General features: G+C 59.6%; 20 protein-coding genes and 1 pseudogene. 11 read left to right on the plus strand and 10 right to left on the minus strand.

Features of this window, described 5'->3' with window-relative positions:
- Positions 1-137 precede the first annotated feature (137 nt).
- The 5 genes from J3A71_RS15715 to J3A71_RS15735 all read left to right on the plus strand — a co-directional run bounded on the left by J3A71_RS15715 (position 138) and on the right by J3A71_RS15735 (position 3893).
- On the plus strand, positions 138-530 hold the full coding sequence (locus J3A71_RS15715) for a VOC family protein (RefSeq protein ID WP_016486880.1): 393 nt from the start codon (positions 138-140) through the stop codon (positions 528-530).
- 120 nt (positions 531-650) lie between these two features.
- A complete protein-coding gene (locus tag J3A71_RS15720) occupies positions 651-1211 on the plus strand; it encodes a tat pathway signal sequence (protein ID WP_016486879.1) in 561 nt (186 codons plus the stop codon).
- Positions 1212-1221: 10 nt separating this feature from the next.
- Positions 1222-2790 (plus strand): GMC family oxidoreductase, encoded by a 1569-nt coding sequence (locus J3A71_RS15725; RefSeq protein ID WP_060517748.1) that lies wholly within the window; start codon positions 1222-1224, stop codon positions 2788-2790.
- Positions 2787-3581: a hydroxyacylglutathione hydrolase gene (gloB, locus tag J3A71_RS15730; protein WP_096426066.1), complete on the plus strand. Its 795-nt coding sequence runs from the start codon at positions 2787-2789 to the stop codon at positions 3579-3581. Before J3A71_RS15725 ends, gloB begins: the two co-directional genes overlap by 4 nt.
- A gap of 21 nt (positions 3582-3602) precedes the next feature.
- Positions 3603-3893, plus strand: a complete 291-nt coding sequence (locus J3A71_RS15735; protein WP_080641040.1) for a c-type cytochrome — start codon at positions 3603-3605, stop codon at positions 3891-3893.
- Between the two features lie 81 nt (positions 3894-3974).
- Here J3A71_RS15735 and aroQ read toward each other — a convergent pair whose 3' ends face one another.
- The gene (gene aroQ, locus J3A71_RS15740; protein WP_016486876.1) at positions 3975-4451 is read right to left on the minus strand and encodes a type II 3-dehydroquinate dehydratase; all 477 of its coding nucleotides are present in this window, start codon (positions 4449-4451) and stop codon (positions 3975-3977) included.
- Positions 4452-4466: 15 nt separating this feature from the next.
- The gene (locus tag J3A71_RS15745; RefSeq protein WP_016486875.1) at positions 4467-5822 is read right to left on the minus strand and encodes an MFS transporter; all 1356 of its coding nucleotides are present in this window, start codon (positions 5820-5822) and stop codon (positions 4467-4469) included.
- Positions 5823-5962: 140 nt separating this feature from the next.
- Here J3A71_RS15745 and J3A71_RS15750 point away from each other — a divergent pair, with 140 nt between their 5' ends.
- A complete protein-coding gene (locus J3A71_RS15750) occupies positions 5963-6850 on the plus strand; it encodes a LysR family transcriptional regulator (protein WP_016486874.1) in 888 nt (295 codons plus the stop codon).
- Positions 6851-7168: 318 nt separating this feature from the next.
- On the opposite strand, the gene J3A71_RS15755 is transcribed toward J3A71_RS15750, so the two are convergent.
- Positions 7169-8116, minus strand: coding sequence for a LysR family transcriptional regulator (locus tag J3A71_RS15755; RefSeq protein ID WP_096426065.1), 948 nt, complete (start codon positions 8114-8116; stop codon positions 7169-7171).
- Between the two features lie 111 nt (positions 8117-8227).
- On the opposite strand from J3A71_RS15755, the gene araD1 reads away from it, so the two are divergent.
- The 3 genes from araD1 to J3A71_RS15770 all read left to right on the plus strand — a co-directional run bounded on the left by araD1 (position 8228) and on the right by J3A71_RS15770 (position 12197).
- Positions 8228-9226, plus strand: a complete 999-nt coding sequence (gene araD1, locus J3A71_RS15760; RefSeq protein WP_096426064.1) for an AraD1 family protein — start codon at positions 8228-8230, stop codon at positions 9224-9226.
- Between the two features lie 64 nt (positions 9227-9290).
- A complete protein-coding gene (locus J3A71_RS15765; RefSeq protein WP_173857465.1) occupies positions 9291-10616 on the plus strand; it encodes an MFS transporter in 1326 nt (441 codons plus the stop codon).
- A gap of 27 nt (positions 10617-10643) precedes the next feature.
- Positions 10644-12197: an altronate dehydratase family protein gene (locus J3A71_RS15770; protein ID WP_060517734.1), complete on the plus strand. Its 1554-nt coding sequence runs from the start codon at positions 10644-10646 to the stop codon at positions 12195-12197.
- 794 nt (positions 12198-12991) lie between these two features.
- On the opposite strand, the pseudogene J3A71_RS31460 reads toward J3A71_RS15770, so the two are convergent.
- Both J3A71_RS31460 and J3A71_RS15775 read right to left on the minus strand, forming a co-directional pair.
- A pseudogene (locus tag J3A71_RS31460) lies at positions 12992-13123 on the minus strand (aspartate transaminase); the annotation flags it as partial.
- A 16-nt stretch (positions 13124-13139) separates the two neighbouring features.
- Positions 13140-13559, minus strand: coding sequence for a hypothetical protein (locus tag J3A71_RS15775; RefSeq protein ID WP_024717887.1), 420 nt, complete (start codon positions 13557-13559; stop codon positions 13140-13142).
- Positions 13560-13740: 181 nt separating this feature from the next.
- Between J3A71_RS15775 and J3A71_RS15780 the strand changes: the two genes are divergently transcribed.
- Both J3A71_RS15780 and J3A71_RS15785 read left to right on the plus strand, forming a co-directional pair.
- Positions 13741-13911, plus strand: coding sequence for a hypothetical protein (locus tag J3A71_RS15780; RefSeq protein ID WP_016486868.1), 171 nt, complete (start codon positions 13741-13743; stop codon positions 13909-13911).
- A 101-nt stretch (positions 13912-14012) separates the two neighbouring features.
- Complete coding sequence (locus J3A71_RS15785; RefSeq protein ID WP_016486867.1) at positions 14013-15584, plus strand: sensor domain-containing diguanylate cyclase; 1572 nt, start codon at positions 14013-14015, stop codon at positions 15582-15584.
- A gap of 24 nt (positions 15585-15608) precedes the next feature.
- Here J3A71_RS15785 and J3A71_RS15790 read toward each other — a convergent pair whose 3' ends face one another.
- From J3A71_RS15790 to J3A71_RS15810, 5 genes are all read right to left on the minus strand, one after another.
- A complete protein-coding gene (locus tag J3A71_RS15790; RefSeq protein WP_016486866.1) occupies positions 15609-17681 on the minus strand; it encodes a PAS domain-containing sensor histidine kinase in 2073 nt (690 codons plus the stop codon).
- Between the two features lie 181 nt (positions 17682-17862).
- On the minus strand, positions 17863-19044 hold the full coding sequence (locus tag J3A71_RS15795; protein ID WP_231995330.1) for an MFS transporter: 1182 nt from the start codon (positions 19042-19044) through the stop codon (positions 17863-17865).
- Between the two features lie 30 nt (positions 19045-19074).
- The gene (locus tag J3A71_RS15800) at positions 19075-20112 is read right to left on the minus strand and encodes a Rieske 2Fe-2S domain-containing protein (protein ID WP_016486864.1); all 1038 of its coding nucleotides are present in this window, start codon (positions 20110-20112) and stop codon (positions 19075-19077) included.
- Positions 20113-20234: 122 nt separating this feature from the next.
- Positions 20235-21068, minus strand: a complete 834-nt coding sequence (locus J3A71_RS15805; RefSeq protein WP_016486863.1) for an SDR family oxidoreductase — start codon at positions 21066-21068, stop codon at positions 20235-20237.
- Positions 21069-21091: 23 nt separating this feature from the next.
- The gene (locus J3A71_RS15810; protein ID WP_016486862.1) at positions 21092-21856 is read right to left on the minus strand and encodes an SDR family oxidoreductase; all 765 of its coding nucleotides are present in this window, start codon (positions 21854-21856) and stop codon (positions 21092-21094) included.
- Positions 21857-21964: the final 108 nt, after the last annotated feature.

The raw sequence follows: 21964 nt of genomic DNA on the forward strand, positions 1-21964 counted from the left end.
AAAGCAGCATATGGGTAATACACCGCTATTACACATGTCCATTGTGCTTTTGGGGCGCACGTAATAGCCACTTATTACCCATCAATTTCTCATACTGCCATCCTGAGTGCATAACAACACCACAGGAAAGCCTGATCATGCCGAAATTCCTTCACACCATGATCCGTGTAGGTGACCTGGATGCCTCCATGCGTTTCTACGGACAAGCATTCGACCTGCAGGAATCCCACCGCCTTGAGTTCGACGACTTCTCGCTCGTCTACCTACGCGACCGGCAAAGCGGCGCCGAAATCGAACTGACCTGGAACAAGGGCCAAGACGGCTACACCCACGGCAGTGGGTATGGCCATGTCGCCTTCGCAGTAGAAGATCTCGATCACCATCACGCTCGCTTGAGCGAAATGGGGCTCTCTCCTGCCGCCATCAAGGAATTCAAGCGTGGTGAAGCGCTGCTCGCTCGCTTCTTCTTCATCCAGGACCCGGATGGCTACAAGATCGAGGTGTTGCAGCGCGCCGGCCACTATCAGTAACGCAGCCACACGCATCAGACGCCTGGGCGTCGTCTATCAATATTGCGCGGCAAACGCCAATCCCCAACAAAGCAGCACCCGTGATGTCAGGCTCCTAATAAAAACAACAAGGAGAACAGCATGCAGGATATACAAGCCAGCCGCCGTAGCTTTCTGAAAGGCAGCGGCGGAATTCTCTTGGGCACGTTGCTTTTCACCTCCGGCCCCATCGCCCTGCTCGCCCCCAGTACAACCTGGGCGCTTGAGATGAAAATGCTGAACAACGATCAAGCCGCACGACTGATGGTTATAGTGCGCCGGATCTACCCTCACGATCAGATGGAAGACGCTGTGTACGCCTTTGCGATCAAAGCCTTGGACGACCGCGCCGTGACAGACCCATCCATTCTTCCCCTGCTTGAACAAGGTCTGAACGAGCTGGACAAGTCAGCTGATGGCGCCTGGCTGAATCTGGATGAGCCGCGCCAATTGGCCGTGCTCGAGTCCATCCAGACCACCCCGTTTTTCACTTTGGTCAGGTCAGTCTCGGTCAATGCCCTGTACAGCAACGAACTCGCCTACCAGCACTTCGGCTACGAAGGTGCCTCTTTCCCCAAAGGCGGTTACCTGATGCGCGGCTTCAACGACTTGAAGTGGCTACCTGCCGCCCCTACCGAAGCCAGCCCATCCGCCTTTTCCTGAGGATGCGTACATGACCACATTCAATTTCGACGATGACTCGGTAGTGGTGATCATCGGCTCTGGTGCGGGTGGTGGAACACTGGCCAATGAACTGTGCCAGAAGGGTATTCCAGTCGTCCTCCTGGAGGCTGGCCAGCGCCAGTCCTCTGCCACTTTCATCAATGACGAATGGCCCTCGTTCGAGCAATTGTCCTGGGGCGATACCCGTACTACCTCGGGCTCTTGGCAGATCGCCAAGGACTTCCCGAACCTCCCCGCCTGGATCTGCAAAACGGTGGGTGGAACTACCACTCACTGGGCAGGTGCCAGCCTTCGATTCCAGGAGCATGAATTCCGAGCGCGGCAGACCTATGGCGACATCAAGGATGCGAACCTGCTCGACTGGCCATTGACGCTCGCTGAACTGGAGCCCTTCTATGCAAGGGCCGAAGACAAGATGGGCGTGACGCGCACCAACGACATTCCTGGGCTACCGGGGAACAACAATTTTCAGGTGATGTACAACGGTGCTCGCAAGCTTGGCTACAAAAAGTGCAGTACCGGCCACATGGCGATCAACAGCCGTGCCCGCGCAGGACGCGCTCAGTGCATGCAACTTGGCTTTTGCTTCCAGGGCTGCAAGATGGGGGCAAAGTGGTCAACGCTGTACACCGAGATCCCGGCAGCGGAGGCCACAGGCAAGCTCGAGCTCCGTACGCAGGCGCACGCAGTAAAGATCGAGCACGATGCAAAAGGGCGAGCCACCGGTGTGGTCTACGCAGATGCGCAAGGGCGTCTGCAACGCCAAAAAGCGCGACTTGTTGCGGTCGCAGGCAATGCCATTGAAACCCCTCGCCTACTGCTTAATTCGACCAGCACATTGTTCCCTCATGGTATTGGCAACGGCTCCGGGATGGTCGGTAAACACTACATGCGCCATACCACCGGATCTGTGTTCGCAGAGTTCAAGGACCCTGTGCATTTCTATCGCGGCACCATCATGGCCGGCCTGATCGGTGACGAGGTGCACTTCAATCCCGACAGGGGCTTTGTCGGAGGCTACGAAATGGAAACCATCTCGCTTGGCCCTTCCTTCATGGCTGCGTTCTTCAACCCCGGCGCCTGGGGACGCGACTTCACCCGCGTCATGGACAACTACACGCATCTGGCTGGCATGTGGCTGGTCGGTGAGGACATGCCCCGGGAATCCAATCGCATTACCCTGAGCGATAACGTCAAAGACCGCTTTGGCATTCCTGTGGCCAACGTGCACTACGACGACCACCCCAACGATATTGCAATGCGCGAGCACGCCTATCAGCAAGGTAGCGCGGTCTATGAGGCCGTCGGTGCACTGAAGACCCACCGCGTACCACCCTACCCCTCGACTCATAACATGGGCACTTGTCGTATGAGCCACAAGGAAGCCGATGGTGTTTGCAACAAATACGGGCAAAGCCATGAAGTTCCAAATCTGTTCATTTCAGATGGCAGTCAGTTCACCACCAGCGCAGCCGAGAACCCTACCCTGACGATCGTCAGCCTGGCGATTCGTCAGGCGGAGTACATTGCCGATGCTCTGAGGACGCATGCGGCATGACTACCATCGCCGACAACCGCCTGGAGATTTGCGCAATCACGGCGTTTACCGACAACTACATCTGGCTTCTGCTCGATCACTCAAACCAGGCCTGTGCGGTTGTAGATCCAGGTGATGCCGGGCCAGTTCAAGCCTGGTTGGCTGAGCATCCCGGCTGGGCGCTCACCGATGTGCTGATCACTCACCATCATAGCGACCATGTGGGCGGTGTCGAGAAACTGAAGTCTGCGTTCGATCTCCGCGTGCATGGCCCTGCAAACGAGCCGATCCCTGCCAGGGATCGGCCACTGAAGGACGGTGATTCAATCCAGGTACTGGGGCGAACCATTCGCGTGATCGGGGTGCCTGGCCATACTTGCGGGCACCTGGCCTACCACCTGGTTGATGAGGATGTGCTGTTTAGCGGGGACACGCTGTTCAGCGCCGGCTGTGGGCGCCTCTTCGAGGGTACGCCGCTGCAGATGCTGACGTCGCTCGAACGCCTTGCCGTGCTCCCAGAGCAGACGCGGGTGTACTGCGCACATGAGTACACCCTCTCCAACCTGCCCTTTGCTTTGGCTGTCGACCCAGGCAATCAGCAAATCGCCGAGCGCTTGGCTGAGGTCAGCGAAATCCGCAATCGCGGGCAGTGCACTTTGCCTACCTACATTAGCGTTGAACGCGCAATTAACCCGTTCCTCCGTGTGCGGGAAGCGAAGATCGTTGAGGTTGTCCAACGCCAAGCGGGCCTGGCCATCACAAACGCCGAAGAATGCTTTGCTGCCATGCGCAAGTGGAAAGACAATTTTTGAACAACAAGAAGAAGATCATCCATGAGAAAAACACTGCTGATTGCCGCTACAGCCTTCATGATTGCTTCTGCCCAGGCAGGCCAAGAGCCTGAGGCCGTATTCGCGAAAACCTGCGCCATGTGCCACAACGGTCAACTCCCCAACGCGCCTAAGAAAGGTGATGTCGCTGCATGGCAACCACGCCTGGCTCAAGGGCAAGACGTACTGCTCAAAAACGTAGTGAATGGATTGAGTGTCATGCCACCACGTGGACTCTGCAGTGACTGTAGCGACGAAGACCTCGCGGCTACGATAGGCTGGATGTCCCGCTGATGACCGAAAGGAGCTCTGATTTAACAACGGTTATTTCAAGAGCTCCTATGGATGTCTTGCGCTTCAGTCACACGCTTGATTTCAGCGCGAGGCCGAGGCAGCAAGGCTTGTTGGCCATCGTTCGGATAGCCGTGTACACACTGCTCTAAGCGCCAGCAGATATCCCTCCACCCCCAATCCTGCAATCACGCCATTAGCCACGGTGGACATGATCGAGTGTCGATGGAGCTCATCGCGGGCATGAATGTTCGAAATGTGGACTTCCACCAGTGGCGCCTTGATCAATTTCAGCGCATCGAGCACCGGGATTGAATTAAACGAAAGGCCAGCCGGATTGATGATCACTGCGGCGTTCTTGTCGAATGCCTCCTGGATCCAGTCAACCATCACCGCTTCGCTGTTCGTTTGACGAAACTCGCAAACCAGATCCAGCTCGTTTGCAAGCTGCTCACAGCTTTGCTGAACCTGCTGCAGGGTCGTTGTGCCGTAAATTTCCGGCTCGCGGCGACCCAACATGTTCAGGTTGGGGCCATTCAGGACAAAAACTGCGCGACTCATGGTATGGCTCCGCTTTCACTTGAGGTATTGAGGGGAGTTGCTGAAGGTTACGTTCTCTGCTGGTTCGGACTTGCTGAGATCGATTCCGCGGGTTTCTGGCCCTATCAGGATCATCGCAAGCGACACCAGGTTGATCGCAGCGCATATCGCGACGAGCAACCATGGCGAATTGCCGGTCTGACTCATCAGCCACACGGCGAGGATAGGCATCGGGCCGCCAATCAGCAGGTTGGCGCCGGTATAAGCCAGGGCCGAGCCGGTGTAGCGCACGTTGGTTGGGAATGCTTCGGCGAATGCAACGGGTTGGATCCCGCTCTGGAACTGGGTGAATCCAAGGAACAGTCCCATGGCGGCCATGATCATGGCGGGTTGCTGCGTGTTCAGCATTGGGAAGTACACCAGCAGAATCCCGAGGGTCATGCATGAGCCGAAGGCGAGCGCTTTCTTGCGTCCCCACCGGTCACTGAGGTACCCGCCAGCCAGCGCGCCAAAAATCGCGCAGACGTTAGCCACCATCAGGGACATGAACCCCATGGACTGCGGCATACCGAGTTGCTTGACCAGGTAGCTGAGTGTGAAAATCACGATCAGGTAAAACAGAGCAGCGGGTGAGCAGAAAAAGAACATCAGCCGCAAGATGGTACGAGAATGGATCCTCAGCACATCTTTCAAAGGGCTTCCAACGTGGGGTGTTTCGTCCTGCTTCAAAGCGACAAAGGCTGGTGTCTCGCTGACCTTGAGCCGAATGAAGATCGCCACCACCACGAGCACGAAGCTCAAGAGGAAGGGAATGCGCCAACCGAAAGACTCAAATTGTTCTGCGCTCAGGAATCCCGCCAGCCCTAACAACGCGCCGTTTGCCAAGATTTGGCTCATTGGTGAACAAAGGCCCAGAAACCCAGAATAACGTCCACGTCGGTCTGGCCGTGCATGCTCCAACGCCATCAGCTGGGCGCCCGTGGACTCCCCACCCAAAGCAAAACCCTGAAGGATTCGCAAAATCACCAACATGATGGGCGCCCAGATGCCCACCTGTGCGTAGGTCGGCAGCAGCCCCATCAACACCGAAGCCAAGCCCATCAGCGTCACTGTCGCGAGCATGAGGTTGCGGCGCCCGAGTTTGTCACCGAGGTAACCACATGTGATCGCCCCTAATGGCCGCGCTGCCAGACCTACGCCGAAGGTCGCCAAGGAAGCGAGCAGCCCTGAAGTCGGCTCCATTGCGGGAAAGAACAGTTTCGGTAGCACGGTCGCGGAAACAGCACCGTACAGGGTGAAATCGAACCACTCCAACGCTGTACCAATGGTGGCGGCTGTCACCGCCTTTTTTGACATCTGACTGTCTGCAACAGAGGGCTCTGTAGTTTTCATGAGGGTCTCAGTCGTTATTGTTATGGGATACGCCCGATCTGGGTGTGGGCTGGTACTGAGTCGACTTTAGAAGCTTTTGCCTGCAAAATAATTATCGAATTATGGAGATTTCCATAAGGTAAGCTTATAGAGGGGCTTTGATGGAGCTACGTCATCTACGTGCGTTTGTCTGCGCCGCAACGTTCCAGCATTTCAGCAAGGCCGCGGAGCAGCTTGAGATCGCCCAGCCGGCCCTGAGTCAGCTGATCAAAACCCTGGAGAGCGAATTGGGGGTAGCGCTGTTTCGACGTGCCAACCGCGGGGTGGAACTGACTGCTGCCGGCGCAGCGTTCCTACCCCACGCCAAGGATGCGCTCTATTCCAGTGACCTGGCGGTAGCCGCTGCTCGGCGGGCTAGGCGGGGGGAAATTGGAGAGATCACGATCGGTTACCACTCGGCGTTGCTCGAAGCTAACCTCCCTCAACTGATGCGGCATTACTTCGGCGCCTATCCCGAGGTTAAGGTAACGTTGCTGGATGCGCGGATTCAGGCCCAATTCGATTTATTGCTTGAAGGGAAAATCGATATCGGCTTTGCCCGTATCTTCAAAGACCATTTGCCCGACCGACTACGCACCCACTGTTTCAGCCTCTCCAGGTTAGTCCTTCTAACCCCGGACAACCATGCGCTGGCGCGGGATTTCAACGGCGATCTGGCATCCCTTCGGCAAGAGAAGTTCATCTTTCTGGAAGACCCGGCGGGGATCGGCCTCACCTCGCACATCTTGCAATTATGCCGGCAGTACCAGCTGCATCCCGCCAACATCATGTACGTACCGTCGCTGATGAGTATTCCCGGCCTGATAGCCGCCGGCATCGGGATTAGCATCCTCCCGGAAACCCTTACGCAGCTGAGCATGCCGGGCATCCGTACGCTTCAGCTGAAACAGCCAGACATGCAGAGCGAATTGTCGCTCATTACACGCGTGGACGAGCGCTCGCGAGCTGTCATGCACTTTTTAGAAGAGGCGGGAAATTGGCTGAAATGACAGCGGCTGCAGCCAGTGAGCCGAATCGCTATCCCTACATGTGATAGACCTTGCCCACCTAGCAGCGTAATGCTGTTCACTTAAGATCGCCGGGGCCGCTCTGCGGCCCTTTCGCGGCACAAGGCCGCTCCTACAGTATCCGCGTGAGCCCCGTGAATATTGGCTTACGCGGTCGTGGTAGGAGCGGCCTTGTGCCGCGATGGGCTGCGCAGCAGCCCTAAGTGAACAGCATTACGCCTAGCAGCGGGCTTTCTTTTGTGCGCGATTTCTCATCGACTTGCACCAAACTGTCCGCTCTGTGTAGTGAAGCTCTGACTCTCATTGGGCCTCGCGGGCACTCGAAGGCGTTTGGTCCATCAAAATGTCTACGAGCACCTGCGCAGGCTTGCTCAGCTCGACACCAACCCGTGTCACCACCTCGTAGGGCTCGCTGTGCGACTTGAGTTGCAGCGGCAAACGCACCAGCATGCCGTGGTCCAGGGCCATCCTGGCGACATCCCACGGCATCACCGCGAGCAGATCGCGATCTTGCATAAGCATCGATAGCGTCGTGAAAGTCGATGAGGTTTCAATGGGGTACTGCGGAAAGCTCAAGCCGGCCTCGCGAAACTCACGCTCGAGGGTAAGCCGCATGGGCATGTTTACCGGGAACACCACCCAGCGCGAGTGCGCCAATTGCTCAAGCGTCAACGCTGCGCAGGCTGCCAGCGGATGCGCCGGGTTTGCCACCAGCACCAACTGCTCCTGATGTTTAACGCGGCTTTCATAGGCTGTAGGTCTCGGGCTGACGCTGGTTCGGCAAATCACCACATCCACACGGCCTTGGTCGAGCAGGTTGAGCAAGCGGTCACTGGTGTCCTCTACCACCGATACCGATAGGTCCGGTTGGTTCTCGCGCAAACGCGCCAGGCCTTCCACCATGATCGGCACCGCGCCCATGATGGTGCCCACCGACAAACGTCCCCCATGTCCTTGGAGAATGCCCAGCATCTCTTCACGCAGATGCGCAAGGTCATTGCCAATCAAGCGCGCATAACGCACCACACAGCGGCCCAGGTCATTGGCTTCGAGCCCTTTGCTGGTCCGCTCGAACAGTACTGCGCCAAGGGTAGACTCAATTTCATTAAGCGCCTTGGTGGCGCCAGGCTGGGTGATCGACATCGCCTCTGCGGCTTTGTGTATCGAGCCCAGTTCGTCAAGGCTGATCAAAAGGCGCAGTTGGCGTAAACGAAGGCGCGAAGCCATGGAGCTTAATGATGGCAGCATAGGGGATCACTAAAAGTTATCGGGCAGTCCGCAGCTCTCATTAGGCAGCAATGCCATGGAAATTTAAAGTGGCTGGCAAGTGCTTCCCCACAACAACAAACCGGAGCCAGCATGCGCCTGATCCAATTTGAAACTGCACCCGCCCAGCGCCATGTCGGCGTAGTGGAAGGCGACCTGATTCAGGTTGTACGCCACACCACGCATCTGCGAGAACTGGCCCTCGCTGCCATCCGCAACCAGCGCAGCCTCGCCGCTGAAGTGCTCGAACGCGGTCTGGACAGCACCGGCCAGCGCTACAGCGATGCCTTGAACGAATGCCGGGTCCTTCCACCGCTCGACCACGAAGACCCGGCACACTGCCTGATCAGCGGAACCGGGCTCACGCACCTGGGCAGTGCCTCCACCCGCGACAAGATGCACCAACAAAAAATCGATGACGGGGCGGCGCTCACCGACACCGCGCGCATGTTCCAGTGGGGCATTGAAGGTGGCCGTCCCCCCGCAGGTAGCGCCGGTGCGCAGCCAGAGTGGTTCTACAAGGGCGATGGCTCGATCGTCGTCCGCCCAGGGCAAGCCTTGCAGCCCCCCGCCTTTGCCGAGGATGCTGGTGAAGAACCGGAACTGGCTGGCCTGTATGTGATCGGTGATGATGGCCTGCCCTACCGGCTGGGCTTTGCCATCGGCAACGAGTTTTCCGACCACGTGATGGAGCGGCGCAGCTACCTGTACCTGGCACATTCCAAGCTGCGTAATTGCTCCTTCGGCCCCGAACTGCGTGTCGGCGAGTTGCCACGCCATCTGCAGGGCACCAGCCGGATACTGCGCGGTGACCAGGTGATCTGGGAAAAGGATTTCCTCAGCGGTGAGGACAACATGTGCCACTCGTTGGAGAATCTCGAGTACCACCATTTCAAGTACAGCCAGTTTTTGCGCCCCGGTGATGTGCACGTCCACTTCTTCGGTACTGCAACGCTGTCGTTTGCCGACCAGGTCAAGGCCGTTGAGGGCGATGTGTTCGAAATCAGTCTGGCGGAGTTCGGCGCCCCACTGCGAAACGGCATCAGCGAGACGCCTGCGGCCATCTCACCCGGCGCGGTGAAGACGCTCTGACCCGACGGTGGCGCAGGGCCGCGCCACCGCAGCATTTCATAACAATCACAAAAGTGAGATGAGCATGAACAACAGCCCCTACCCTCCGGCTCCCGCGCCGGCCCTGGCGACTGCCAACACTGACAGCGCCAAGCCAACCACCGTGCGCTGGCGCATCTTCCTGATCCTGCTGCTACTGGCAGCGATCAACTACATCGACCGCGCTTCGCTGTCCGTGGCACTGCCGTTGATTTCCGCCGAGTTTGCGCTCACTCCAGCGCTCGAAGGCTTGATCCTGAGCGCGTTCTTCTGGTCATACGCCTTGATGCAGATTCCTGCCGGGGTGCTACTCGACCGCTTCCAGGTGCGCAATATCATTGGCGTCGCGACGATCGGCTGGGGTGCCTTCCAGGCCTTGGGCGGGTTTGCTCACAACTGGATCACCTTGCTGGTCACGCGCATTGGCCTTGGCGTGGCAGAGTCGCCGATCATGCCCGCCGGCGCAAAGCTCAATGGCGCCTGGCTGACGCCGAACGAGCGTGGCCGCGGTGCCACGCTGGTCGACGGCGGCGCGCCGTTGGGCACCGCATTCGGCGCAATTATCATCGCGGGTCTGATCACCTGGTTCGACTCTTGGCGCATCGCCTTTATCGTCGCTGGGGTCGGCACGGTGGCTGCCGGTATCTGGGCCTGGTGGTACATCCGCAACCACCCCAGCGAGCACCCGCAAGTCAACGCCGCTGAACTGGCTTACATCACCCAGGCCAACGACGCCGCGAGCAAGGCCAACGGCAACCGCAAGGCGGTGCTCAAGGCGTTGCTCAAGAGCCGTTCGGTACTGTGCATGTTTGCTGGCTATGCCTGCTACAACAGCGTGTTCTACGGGCTGCTGACCTGGATGCCCAGCTACCTGCACCAGGCCCACAACCTCGATATCAAGGCGATGGGCGGTGCGACTTTCCTGATCTTCATGTGTGGTTTCATTGGTGAACTGATTGGCGGCTGGATCTCCGACAAGTGGAAAGCAAAAGGCGGCCAGCCGAATACCGTCATGCGCAGCATGTTCGCCGGCTCTGCTGCGGTCGCCGCCCTGTGCATCCTGCTGGTGGCCTATACCCCGGACGCCGGCCTGGTCATCGCCCTGCTCTGCGTGGCGCTGTTCTTCATCCGCTGGTGCGGCATGTACTGGTGTCTGCCGGCGATCCTCGGTGGCAAGTCCAAAGCTGGCGTACTAGGCGGCAGCATGAACTTCTGCGGCAACATGGTGGGCGTACTGGTGCCGATCCTCATTGGCCTGATCGTGCAGTTCACCGGTTCCTATTTCCTGGCCCTGATCTTCTTCGTGGTCATGGCCTTCGGCCTGATGCTGTTCTCTGGCCTGATCGACTACCGCGAGCGCGGGCTGGCCTGAGCCACGCGCCCTTTTGAGGTGAACACCATGCAACTCATTACAACAACAGGTAGTGCAAGCGCTGCCAACGCCGTGATTCGACTCAACCCACTGGACGATGTGCTGGTGGCACGCCAGCCGCTGACCGAAGGCCTGCTGCTGGAAGAGGGCATCGTTGTGCGCGAGCCGATCCCGGCGGGCCACAAGGTGGCTGCCCACGCACTGAGCGCGGGCCAGCCGCTGCGCCGCTATGGGCAGATCATCGGTTTCGCGAGCCAGGCGATCGCCGCAGGCGAACATGTGCACGTGCACAATCTGGCGATGGGCGAATTTGCCCGCGACTACGCCTTCGGCGTCGATGCCAAAGGCCAGCAGGCGCCCAACGACGATACCTTCATGGGTATCGTGCGCGCCGATGGCCGGGTAGCCACGCGCAACTACATCGGCATCCTCACCTCGGTGAACTGCTCGGCCACGGTGGCACGGGCGATCGCTGACCACTTTCGCCGCGATATCCACCCCGAGGCGTTGGCGCCCTACCCCAACGTCGATGGTGTGGTTGCCCTGACCCACGGCGTCGGTTGCGCGGTCGACCCCGGTGGCGAGGCGCTGGCAATGCTGCGCCGCACCCTCGGCGGCTATGCGGTACATGCCAACTTCGCCTCGGTACTTTTGATTGGCCTGGGCTGCGAGACCAACCAGATCCCCGACCTGCTGGCGGCCCAGGGCCTGCAAAGCAGCCACGCACTGCGCACGTTCACCATCCAGGGCACCGGCGGCACATCGAAGACCATTGCCAGCGGCATCGCCCAGGTCAAGTCGCTGCTGGCCGAAGCCAACCAGGTCGAACGCCAGCCGGTGAGCGTCCGCCACCTCACGGTCGGCCTGCAGTGCGGGGGCTCGGACGGCTATTCGGGGATCACCGCCAACCCGGCGCTGGGCAATGCGGTCGACCGCCTGGTGGCAGCCGGCGGCACTGCAATTCTCTCGGAAACCCCGGAAATCTATGGCGCCGAACACCTGTTGACGCGCCGCGCGGTCAGCCAGCAGGTGGGCGAGAAGCTGATCGCCCGCATCCAGTGGTGGGAAACCTACTGCCAGCGGATGGGCGCCGAGCTGAACAACAACCCCTCGGCGGGCAACAAGGCCGGCGGCCTCACCACCATCCTCGAAAAGTCCCTGGGTGCCGTGGCCAAGGCCGGTTCCAGTGACCTGATGGATGTTTACGAGTACGCCGAACCGGTGCGCGCCCACGGCCTGGTGTTCATGGACACACCCGGCTACGACCCGATCTCCGCCACGGGCCAGGTCGCCGGCGGCGCCAACCTGATCGCCTTTACCACTGGCCGCGGCTCGGCCTACGGCTGCGCGCCCTCGCCGTCGATCAAGCTGGCGACCAACACCCGCCTTTGGGAGACTCAGGAAGAGGACATGGACGTCAACTGCGGCGGCATTGCCGACGGTAGCATGACCATCGAAGAGCGTGGCGAACACATCTACCGGATGATGCTGAGCATCGCCTCGGGCGAGCGCAGCAAGAGCGAACAGCATGGCTACGGCCAGAACGAGTTCGTGCCGTGGCAGATCGGCGCCATCACCTGATCCCCCCAGCCTTCATCAATGGCGCCAGCATGAAAACGCCAATCCGCTGGGTATCAGCCGTTTGCTTGACGCTGAGATGCAGCGTTCAAGCCTGCCGGCCCCAGTGACAGTACCCCCGCGAGACGTTCATCGCCTTTACGGGGTACTCCTTTCCCCGGAGCGGACCTCAAGCTGTTGAGCACGTTCGGCCAGCCCGCTACTCGCCCCCCCCAACACGGTGCTATCCACGGTTCAATCACTCGCTCGAATACTGTCGGAAAAATACGCTTTTCCAAGGCTTCCGCGCTCGGTCCGGTTAAGGCTCTGTTTTGTCTACTTGTAGATTTTCGCTCGAACTCTAGAGCAAAAAACAACAGCTGACAGTTACGTATCTGGGCAGCGGGCATTAATGTCAGATATACCTCCACCTAGGCTCTGTTGTTCCTGCAACCAATCCCGCTCCCACCTGTAAACCACAAGCCTCAGTTTCACGCGCTAGCTGTGGGAACGGCGATCGTCCTTTCCAAAGGGACTGCGCAATGCAAACAACCCCGTCAAACAAAACCCTCGAAGTACGTACCAACCCGCAACCCAGAAGCTGTCCCTTCTGAAGAGTTTGCTTCAACCGTGTACTCTCCAGTGGGATACCCGAAGCGCCACCTGACTTATGGACGAAGGTGACTCTAAGGCGGGCATCCCTTCCCGCCTCCATGAAAGCCTTTGCAGGTATCTGTTTTTCTTATTGCATGAATGGAGCCCCCGAGCCGTTCGCCGAGCGGAAGGCTCTGCCAAGCAAAAAGCTGCGCTCCCTTTAGCTACCGTGCGTCCTCACAGAAGCCGTGAATGGCTTGGCACGCCGCACGCAGCGACTCGTCATCCAGCGCATAAGCAATGCGCAGGTAGCCAGAAAGACCAAATGCGCTGCCCTGAACGACAGCCGCAGAGGCTGAGGCTTCCTGCCCCTTAGAGGCAATAGAACTCGCTTACCTCTGCAACCACCTCCCCCTTGGCATCATACAAGCGCGCCTCAGGTGTCAGCGCCATCGACCTTCCTTCCAGCACATAGCGCTGGCCTGCCTGAAAGTTCGCGTAAGGGACTGTCAGGTAACATTCGCGTACAGTCGTGCCGCCCATCAGGCTCAGCCCGCCGCCACCGCCCACTTCATAGTCAAACCTGACGATCAACTCATGGCGCCCGGGGCTCACTTGAAAGAAGCGGCCGTCGCGCAACCGTTGCTTATCCAGCCGTTCGGCCATCAGTAACCTGTCATTGGGAAATGGCACCGAGAAATCAACCCAGGCCATCTGCGGATTGGCGCTTGGCAGCGGCGACTGGCAACCTGTAACTGCCGTGATTGCCAATAAAAGCATCATTGTGCGCATGATCGGTGCACCTGGGGCTGGGGCTTTCAGGATACCGCTAACCAGCACTCCATATCCTGCCAAATAGGTCCGTTCTGCCATTTCACAGGTAAACACGGCCGCAGGCGCGCAAGTGGGCTGCACAATTTCGGCTGCGCCGGTATGGTCAGGGTTCTGATATCGAACTGCATCGGAGGCAGTCATGACAACCCTCTTCCGCATCAGCGTGCTGGTATTGGTCGCAGGCATGTTGCTGGGCGATATCCTGCTTGCCAGTGTCGGCCTGGCAGGCGTGTGCGGGGTTGCCGTGTACAGCAACATCCAGCAGGACAAGCAGCCGGCTTGCCCTGCTGATTCGGAGTTTCTGGCCTGATGGCTCACGCCAGAGCAGCGGCTCTCCGACGCCCACCTGCGCGGTAATACCCGTCTACGCTTGTGCCGAACTTTTCAGCTATTGAGGGATGAGGTTTACTCATGGGCAAGGTGCTGTCATCGCGTATCGGCCTGCGTGGCCTGGTTCTTGGCTTTGTCCTGCTCGCCGTGCTGAGTACCCTGTGCAACAGCCTGATCACGGCCTACAGTGTACAACGCGATGCGCTGGTGCATTCGGCATTGGAGGCCAACCGTGCCTATGCCTTCAAGGTCGCCTCGAGCATCGATCAGTTTCTGTACTCGGTCAATGAGCGCCTGAAGTACAGCACACAACGCCTGGGCAGCGACTTTGCCAATCGAGCGTTGCTCGAGGAAGAAGCGCACCGCCTGCAGGCCCAGGATTCAGAGTTGAACACCGTGCTGATCACCGACCCTGCGGGCCGGGTGCTGCAGGCTTACCCGCCTGCGGTGCCGATCGGTTCGACGGTCAGCTCCGACGAACTGCACGAAGCGCTCAACGTGCGTCGCCCCATGGTCAGCCAGGCGTTTACCTCAACCAACGGCAAGCTGATCGTCTTCGTCTCCCAGCCTGTCTTCAGCCCCAAAGGCGAGTATCTCGGTCTGGTCGGCGGCTCCGTGGTCTTGCAACAGCGTGGCGTGATGCATTCTTTGATTGGTGAACATCACCTTGATGGCGCGTTTGCCTTTGTCGCCGATGGCAACCGCCGGTTGCTGTACCACCCCGATCAGCAACGAATCGGTGAAGTGCTCGGCTGGAGCGAAACGGTGGACAAGGCCTTGCTCGGTGACAGCGGCACGCTGGAGACGGTCAACTATCATAAGGTGCCGATGCTCGCCGGGTTCGCTCACGTGCAGGGCTCCAACTGGGCCGTGGTCGTCCAGCAACCCCGGGAACAGGCACTGGCGCCACTGGGCAAGCTGATGCGCGACATGCTGATCAGGATTGTCCCGGCAGGGGTGATCGGTCTGGTCCTGATACTGCTCGGCGTGATGCTGATCACTCGCCCATTGCGCGCGCTGGCCGGCCATGCCACCGACCTTTCGACCCCGAATGCAACGGCTGAACTATCAGCCATCAACGCCTGGTATGCCGAGGCCGCGGCGATCCGCCAGGCGCTGGTATTGCAGTCGCAACAGCTGCAACAGAAAATCGGCAGCTTGAACGCCGCGGCCGACACCGACCCGCTCACCGGCCTGGCCAACAGGCGCGCGATGAACGCGGCCCTTCAGGGGCTGGACGCAAGCCAACAGGTGTATTCGGCACTGGCGTTGGACGTCGACCATTTCAAGCGGGTGAACGACAACTTTGGTCACGATGTCGGTGACCTGGCCTTGCAGAGGGTGGCCCAAGTAATCCGCGACTGTACCCGGGCCGGGGACCTGCCGTGCCGGGCCGGTGGCGAAGAGTTCTGCCTGCTACTGCCGAACACCGCGCTGAACACGGCCTGCGAGGTCGCCGAGCGGATCCGCACCACGCTCAGCGCTGCCGCTGTGTCGGAGATCGGCACGTTGACCATTTCCATCGGTGTGGCCAGTCGCAGTGCACACACCCCCAACGCTACGGCCATCCTCAAGCGTGCCGACGAACGCCTGTACCTAGCCAAGCAGAATGGACGTAATCAGGTCGTGGCTGAAGATCGCCTGACGCTCTGATGCGTCATTGAAATACGGCACTTGTCAGCAGCAGTTCTTGAGTAAAGCATTCACGGTCAACGTCAGCGTTTCGAGTGTGAAGGGTTTTGTCAGCACAGCCGTGTTGGGCTCGAGCTGGGCATTGTCCAATATCTTTGGCTGCGCATACCCGGTCATGAACAGGACTGGCAGGCCAGGCCTGATGCTGCGGCCAGTATTGGCCATCTGCCTGCCGTCAGTGCCTCCTGGCAGGCCGATGTCTGTGACAAGCAGATCGATGCGGGTATCCGAGCGGAGCAACTGCAGGCCAGCCAGACTATCCGTGGCCTCAATGACAATGTATCCGCAGCTACCCAGCGACTCGCTCACAAACATGCGCACGGAGGGTTCATCGTCGACGACCAGAACCGTTTCGCCTGAGGAGGTCAGCTCTGATTCAGGCAATGGCTCGGTACGACCTGCCGCATCCGCCTCAACCTTGAGGCTGGGTAGCTGCAGATACACGCGGGCGCCCCGGCCCACTTGCGATTCGATCCGAACCTGCCCGCCTGACTGTTTGGCGAAACCATAGATCATGGACAGGCCGAGCCCTGTACCCGCCCCTACAGGTTTGGTGGTAAAGAATGGCTCGAATGCACGCGCTAGCGTCTCAGTGCTCATCCCTACCCCGTCATCGGCTACACAGACGGTGAAGTACGTGCCGGGTGCCAGTTCAGGATCGAGCGCGTCCCCTTGTACCAGCTCCTCGTTGTACGTCTTGATGGAGATCGATCCTCCACCTTCCAATGCGTCGCGAGCGTTGATGCATAGATTCAGCAGTGCGTTCTCGACCTGAGCCGGATCGACCAGACAGGTGCTTGATTTTGCCTGGAGCTCGACCTTGAGTTGGATCGCTGGCCCGACCGTCCTGCGTATCAGCTCCTCCATGTCGCTGATCAGGGTGTTGACATCGGTATGCACAGGCATCAGCGTCTGGCGGCGTGAAAAGGCCAAGAGCCGGTGGGTCAGGGACGCGGCCCTTTGTGCCGCACCATGTGCCACTGTCAGGTAACGTTCTACGTCAGCAATACGGCCCTGCTTCAGGCGAAGCTTGATCAAATCAAGGCTTCCCGTGATGCCCGCAAGCAGGTTATTGAAGTCGTGAGCGATACCCCCGGTCAGTTGGCCGACCGCCTCCATTTTCTGCGATTGACGTAGCGCTGCGTGCGCCGCCTCTCGCTCGGCCACGGCTTGTTCAATCTTCGCTTCCAGCGTGCGGTTAAGCTCCAGCAACTCCGACTCGGCATTTTTGCGCGCGGTGACATCGATGGACGAGCCAATCAGCCCCATGACCTCGCCTGCTTCGTCGCACAGGGGCGCTTTGACAGAGAGCCAGTAAGTAGCCGTGCCGTCCGGCATGTCGACGCGTTCTTCGATCTGAACGGCTTTCCCGCCATGCATGACGAGCCGATCGGTTTCCATTATCTGCCGTGCTTGAGCTTTGTCTTCCAGAAACTCCAGGTCGGTTTTGCCCAGGTAAAGCTCTGGTGGTTTGCCAACCAGTTGGGTGACACCATCATTCGCAACGATTAGCCGCCCCTCGCGATCTTTTGCGTAGACAACACCGGGAACGGCCGCCGTGAATGTCCGAAGCAAGGCTGACATCCTGTCACGCTCAGCCTCGGCTGAACGGCGTGACTCGACGTCCATGAGAATGCCGGGGAACCGCACAGCCTGACCTTCCTCGTCAAGCTCGGCTCTTCCATTGGCCTCGATCCAGCGGTAGCTGCCATCATGCTGCCTGACACGGTATTCACACCGGAAGCCCCCACCGCGGCCCATCGCCTCCTGGATATCGGCAGAGACACGATCTCGATCGTCCGGGTGAATCGAGGCGAAAGCTTCCTCGATTGGAATACCCGCCATGCATTTATCTGCAGGCAGTCCGAAAGATCGCGAGAATCGCTCATCCGCAGTCACCTGGTTGGGGCGAATATCCCACACCCACGTTCCAATGATGGCGCCAGCATCAAGCGCCAACTGTAGACGCTCCAACGCGGTCGTTGGAAAAGCAGACTCCTGATTGGTTAATGCGGGAGCATCCAGGTCTCCTGAAGAGCCGGCGGCTTCGCGATCCATAATTGCCTCTTTTCTAATGCACTGAACGACAGGCCAATGGATGCGATTCTAGAGCGTGATGCCTGGCAATAGCGAGCAAAGTCCTTCGCCGGATCTGTTTTCATTTTAGGAGCTCCCGAAACGCCGTGCCTCGCGAACCGGCAGGCATCGGCCAGCGTCATGGGTTTATAGCGGTCCGCCATCAAGCCTGCACACCAACCGCGCAGCCAGTGCCCACGTTTTGCAAGCGTTGCGCCAGCAGCCAGGTAAAGGCCAGCACCGGGATCAGCGCACAGCCTGCCGCCAGCCATAACAGTACGCCGAAGCCCTCACTGACCAGTTGCCCGGCCAGGGCCGGACCTGCCATGGAGCTCAGCGCAAAGGCGCCTGGAATCAGCATGATCGAACGACCGCTGCGGTCCAGGCGTGCAATCGCTGCGGTCTGATAGACACAACCCCAGGTAAAGCCCACTTCCCAGATCCAGGCGCCGGCGGCATACATCAAAAAGCCTTCGGCATTGCCCAGTAACAGCAGCCCGGTACCCAGCACCGCGAGAACGATCAGATGGGGGACGCGTACGCCCAGGCGGTCACCCACCACGGCCAAGGCAAGCGCCGCTGCGCCGCCCAGCAGTTTCAGCACGGCGAAGACGATACCCAGTTCCGCTGGCTGCAGCGCCAGGCCATGGCCCAAGCGTTCGAGAAACGCCCATAGGCCTATCTGCCCGGCGCCGAAAAGGAAGAAAAACGCCAACGCAGCATAAGCCGCCGGCGGGAACCTGAAGCGTGCCAGCAACGAATCGGCTTGCCCCTGCTGCGCTTCGTGAATGAATTCCTGACGCCTGGGCAACGCCAGCGCGCTTAGGCTCAACAGCAGAATGATCGCAGCCAGCATCAAGGCCGCGCCGGTGTAATGGAAATACGCAATTACCAGCGACGGCAAGGCAAACAGCACTGCGGCTACCACGCCCAGTTCAATACCCAGGCGCATGCCCAGGGCGCGTTCCTTGTTGGCCATTTCACCCATGATGCGCATACCCAGGCAAGTCATCAGCGCAGCAAAAAAGCCGATCACCGCCCACAGCCACGACTGGACCGCAGGCGGCAGCCAGGACGACATACCATATGCCGCCGCAGCGCCAAACGCACACCCCAGGGTCAACCAGCGCCAGTTCATGCGATCGATCAGCACCACTGCCAACAGCGTGCCGAGCAGGTAGCCGGCAAAACACACCGAGCCCAGCAGGCCGATCTGTTCGACAGTAAAGCCCAGGCTATCGACCATCGACCCGAGCAGGATAGGCAAGGTATTGAATGGCAAGCCGCCAATCGTCGAAGCGAAGCTGGCGGCCAGCATGATCGCCAGTGTATTTCGGCCACTCATGTTCATTGCTCTCTCCTGCTCGGGCGGCTTTCAGCGCTGGCCGACGGTAATGATTTCGCGCCGCTCGGCCATGGTGGCCGGCACGCTGGTTTCGTCCATGAAAAACTGCTCGTACCATTCACGCAGTTGATAGACCGGGCCATCGCCTTCGGCCAGGACCGGGTTGTTCACCCGAATCTTGTGCGCCCAGATATCCACGTCCTGGTAGAAGGATTCGCGGTTGCGCATCACATAGTCCTTGGCCATTTCCCGATTTTGTTCTTCGCTCCACCCCGGCACTTTCTTCACCATGCAGCCAAAACGCAGCTCAAAACTGTTGGCGGTGATCGGCACATGGCAGTTGAGCAGGATCGAGTGGATCTCCATGCCCTCAAAAACTGCCCGCATCCGGGTAAAGTGCGTGGCTGGTCCGTAGTACGCCGACTCGGCCACCAGATCACCGCCCAGGCGCTCGGAGTCACCATGGAAAATCTGCTGGGCAATGTGGCCTTCGAAGACGTTGGCGAAATACTTGGTTGGCGTGCCATGAACCGGACCGAAGTGCTGGGCATCTGCCAGGTTATCGACCAGTTCGCGTGGGTTGGTCTCGATAATCAGCTTGTCCATGTGCCAGTCGTGCAGCCATTCGTCACTGTCCTGTTCCGGCAGATGAGGAATCACAACACCGTCTGCCGGCGCCTTGCCTTCCGGGTTGTTCCAGACAAACAGAAGGTTGTTTTCTTCACACGTCAGCCAGCTGTGGGTCTTGGCTTTCGGCGGGATACGTTTGCAGTACGGGATCTCCACGCACTTGCCGCTGGCATCGTACTGCCAGTGATGAAAGGGGCATACCACCCGGTCATTTTCCAGGGTGCCGCGCGAGAGGTCAGCGCCCATATGCGGGCAATGGGCATCAATGACGCTGATCTGGCCGCTGGAAGTCGCAAATGCCAGCAAGCGCGTGCCGAAGATATTCAGGGTGTGCAGCTGGCCATCACGGTAGTCGGCCGCTTCACCCAGGCAGTGCCAGCCTCGGCCGAAGCGCGGGGCCAGAGCAGTTTCGACATTGATTGCTGCGAGCTTGGTCATTGTTATTGTTCCTCGTGTGAAAATCCCCGGTAACTTGCCCGGTCAATCTTCACCGAGCAGCCGCCGGTGCTCATCCTCCGCATGGACTAGATGAGCACCACGAGTACTTCTTCAGCCAGTGTTCATCGCCAGTTGGCGACGATGCCGTGCTCCAGCGCAAACGCCTGCGCGGCGATGGTGCGCCGTTGAAAGCGCGCGGCCTGATCGTGGGTGGCCAGCCACACCATCACCTCTGCCGGCACCTGGGGAGGCGCAGTGCCGATGCGCATGGCCAGCACGCCGTTCTCACCGATCGTGGCCTTCAGCGCGTCAGTGGTGACCACCCCCGGATTGAGCGTGAAGGCGCGAATCCCCTGCTCGCCCAGTTCGGCTGCAAGCACCCCCGAGACCCTGGAGACCGCAGCCTTGCCGGCACCGTACGCATAGCCCCAGCCACCGTCGACGGCGGCCACAGGCGGGTCGCCTTCACCGGCACCGGAGGTGACGTTGATCACCACCCCGGCGCCCCGTTCGAGCATGCCGGGCAACACGGTCTGGGTCAGCAACAGCGGCGCCAGCACATAACCCTGGAATACCCGCTGCATGGTCTGCGGCTGCAGCGACATGAATGCGCTGTTGAGGTCGTGACCCTGGTAGATGGCGTTGTTTATCAGCACATCGATGCGCCCGAGCGCCGCCAGTACTGCCTGCCCGGCGGCCAGTACCGAGGCGCTGTCGAGCAGATCCATAGGCACCACCAACGCCTTGCGCCCCAAGGCGCGGATCGCGGCTGCCGTACTGTTGAGGCTGCCCGCCAGGGGCACGCCCTGGGCATCGCACAGCCGATGCACTGTGCTTTCGCCCTCCTCAACAGTGCGGGCACTGATCGCCACATCGAACCCGGCCCGGGCAAAGGCCAATGCCGTCTCGCGCCCGATACCGCGGCTTGCCCCGGTAATGAATGCCACTTTGGTCATTGTTGTTCTCACGTGTACATAGGCTAGAAACGTGCCGGACGAACCATGGCATCCATACCGCCATCTACAAACATCACAGTGCCGTGGACAAAACTGGCTTGAGTCGACTGCAAGAATGCCACGACCTGGGCGATCTCCTCAGGGTTGCCGGCGCGCCCCAGCGGTGCGACAAACTCACGGACCGCCTTGGCAAAGCGTGGATCGTTCAGAGACGCCTGGTGCAACGGTGTCTCGACTGCCCCAGGCGCCACCACATTCAGGCGTATGCCTTGTTTTGCCCAGGCAACCGCCTTGCTACGGGCATTGCAGGTCACGGCGTATTTGGAACTGGCATAGGCCACATGGGACTGCCCCAACGTATTGGCGTGTTCCAGCGCCAGCGCTTCGTTGCCGGCCAGCATGGCCGCAATCATCGGCTGCTGATCCGGGTTCACATGGGTGGCGGCAATCGATCCGATCACTACAGCGGCTGGCCTTTCGCCTTTGGCCAGTGCATCGGCCAGGCCGTCAAGCAGCTCACAGACACCAAAGTAGTTGACCGACACGATAGTACTGGATTCCGCGCTGGAGCCGACCCCGGCGCAGCACACCAGGCCGTCGAGCACCCCGTCGCAGTGCTCGAGCACCTCACTGATGGCGGCCTGGCGCCCGCTTGCGCTGGACAGGTCGGCAATCACCTCGGCATTTGCCCGGTCGATGCCGATAGTGCGGTGCCCGGCGGCGCGTAGCGCCTGGCAGACTGCCGCACCGATACCGGATGCAGAACCGCTGACCGCTGTAACTGGCATAACGTTGCTCCTTGTTGAATGGTGGTGCTGGCTAGTATTGGTGCCGCGCAAACCCCACAACATCGTCCGCACGGACTAAAACGCCCCGGCCTTGCAAACAGGACCGGG

Source organism: Pseudomonas sp. PvP089, assembly GCF_017875165.1.
Lineage (GTDB): Bacteria > Pseudomonadota > Gammaproteobacteria > Pseudomonadales > Pseudomonadaceae > Aquipseudomonas > Aquipseudomonas fortuita.